This is a genomic window from Camelimonas fluminis, from assembly GCF_014656355.1.
GTDB lineage: Bacteria > Pseudomonadota > Alphaproteobacteria > Rhizobiales > Beijerinckiaceae > Camelimonas > Camelimonas fluminis.
On the sequence record NZ_BNCG01000121.1, the window covers coordinates 1 to 1850 of the forward strand.

2 protein-coding genes are annotated in these 1850 nt (G+C 57.1%); one reads left to right on the plus strand and one right to left on the minus strand.

Annotation, left to right across the window (positions count from 1 at the left end; translation table 11 throughout):
• Window positions 1-1066, plus strand: a 1066-nt coding sequence (locus IE243_RS22670; RefSeq protein ID WP_191321542.1) for a tyrosine-type recombinase/integrase, incomplete at its 5' end; no start/stop codon positions are given.
• A gap of 110 nt (window positions 1067-1176) precedes the next feature.
• On the opposite strand, the gene IE243_RS22675 is transcribed toward IE243_RS22670, so the two are convergent.
• Window positions 1177-1850, minus strand: a 674-nt coding sequence (locus IE243_RS22675) for a DMT family transporter (protein ID WP_210319967.1), incomplete at its 5' end; no start/stop codon positions are given.

Consider the following 1850-nt stretch of genomic DNA (forward strand, 5'->3'; position numbering starts at 1 on the left):
CATGTCCCTTGTCAAACGACCGAACTCAAAATTCTGGTATGTCCAGTTCCAGATCAAAAACAGAACCATCGTCCGGTCCACCCGGACGGGCGACCGCAAGGTCGCCGAGAGGGTAGCTGCCAAAATCCGCAGTGAGGCGCATCTGGAAATCATCGAGGGGCGAAAGAAGCCGCTGACCGTCGAGGAAGCGCTCGATCGTTACATCAGTGCCCGGGTCGCAACGCCCAATCACCGGAACCTGCTCGGTCATCGCCGCAGGATCCTGTGCGAGATACGCGGATCGTTACCCCTGACGTCCCTGACTTCCTGCGTTCTCGAAGATTTCAGGAGGAAACGGATCAGTCAGGGGATCGCACCACAGACGGTCAAGCACGCCCTGAACTATCTGGTCGCTGCGGTGAAGGCCGCCCGTAAAGATGGATACGCATGTGCTGACCTTGATCCACCACAAATACGGATTTCCAACCGTCGCCTGAGATATCTGTCACCGGAGGAGGAGCGTCGCCTGCTGGTCGAGCTTGACCCTGACCGTGAGTGCCCTGGCCTGGCAAGCCGTGACAACAGGAACCCCGAGCGTCAAAGGTGGATTCAGGACAACTACGACCTGATCGTCATGCTGCTTGATACGGGAGCGCGGTACGGGGAGATCGCCAACATGCACTGGCGTCAGGTCGATCTGGTCAATCGCTGCATCAATCTCTGGCGTCAGAAGGTCGGCAATGTGAGCGTCCTGTTCATGACGGACCGCGTCGTCACCATCCTGAACCGGAGGGCATCAACGCGTGATGGTGATTTCGTCTTCCCGAACCGGAGGGGCGGTGCGCGGGGATATTCAAGCGTCGCAATCCGCAAGGCGTTCAGGAGGGCTGGTCTCCACGACTGCACGATCCACACATTGCGCCATACGCACGCGACCCGCCTGATCCAGAATGGGCTCAGTGTTTATGAGGTCCGGGAGGTCCTTGGGTACGGGGATATCAAGACGACGATGCGCTACGCCCACCTCGAAAAGGCCACGGTGCTGAAGAAGGCGAGGGACGTCATCCAGCAGTTGAGCGGTGGGTAGACAGCTGCTGAAGCTGTTGGGACAGCGTCCTAGCGGTTTCGTTCCGTCGGGTGTTCCCGGACCACGGTGATATGTGGTCCGGTTCCTCTCGGTGGATGCCTTGCGTGCGGTCACTGTTGGGAAGAGGCCATGTCTGGCTGCCGCACCGGAAGTCTATGATAAAAATTGTTTAGAACCAGCGCGGAGACTGTAACGCAGGCGCCAATGATTTGGATATGTGTTGGAAGTATGCCGATCAGTGCTGAGACAGCGAAGGCCACTAAAGGCACCAGATTCAGGAACAAGGCAGCATTCAGCGGTGGAAGAAGTTTGTTGCCGATGTTCCAGCATAGTACGCCTGCCATGCCTGCGACCAGGCCCATATACAACACATGTGGTACTACAAAGAAGATGTCGTCCAAAGAAGGCACAGCAATCGCGTGGGTTGCGAATAGCGCCGCGTTGATCGTAAGAATTGTTATGGCGCCGAGGCACATCGTCAGTGTTGTGTATCTGAGTGGGGACCACGTCGTAAACCGCACCGCACCGAATGTGTAGACCATCCAGGAAGTCATTCCGAGCAAGATGAGCAGATTCGCCGCGTAGTGCTGCGGTGTGTCGAGAAATCCCGAGATGTCGCCTCTCGTCACCACCAACACCACGCCACAGAACGATAGGACGATGAGTCCGAGCGTTGCAAGCGGCGGCATTGTGCGATTGACGACCGCTATAATCGCGACGCCGATTAGAGCGCTTTTCGACCGCCATGAATCGCACCGGATTCCCTTTGTGGCTGACTTCTGAT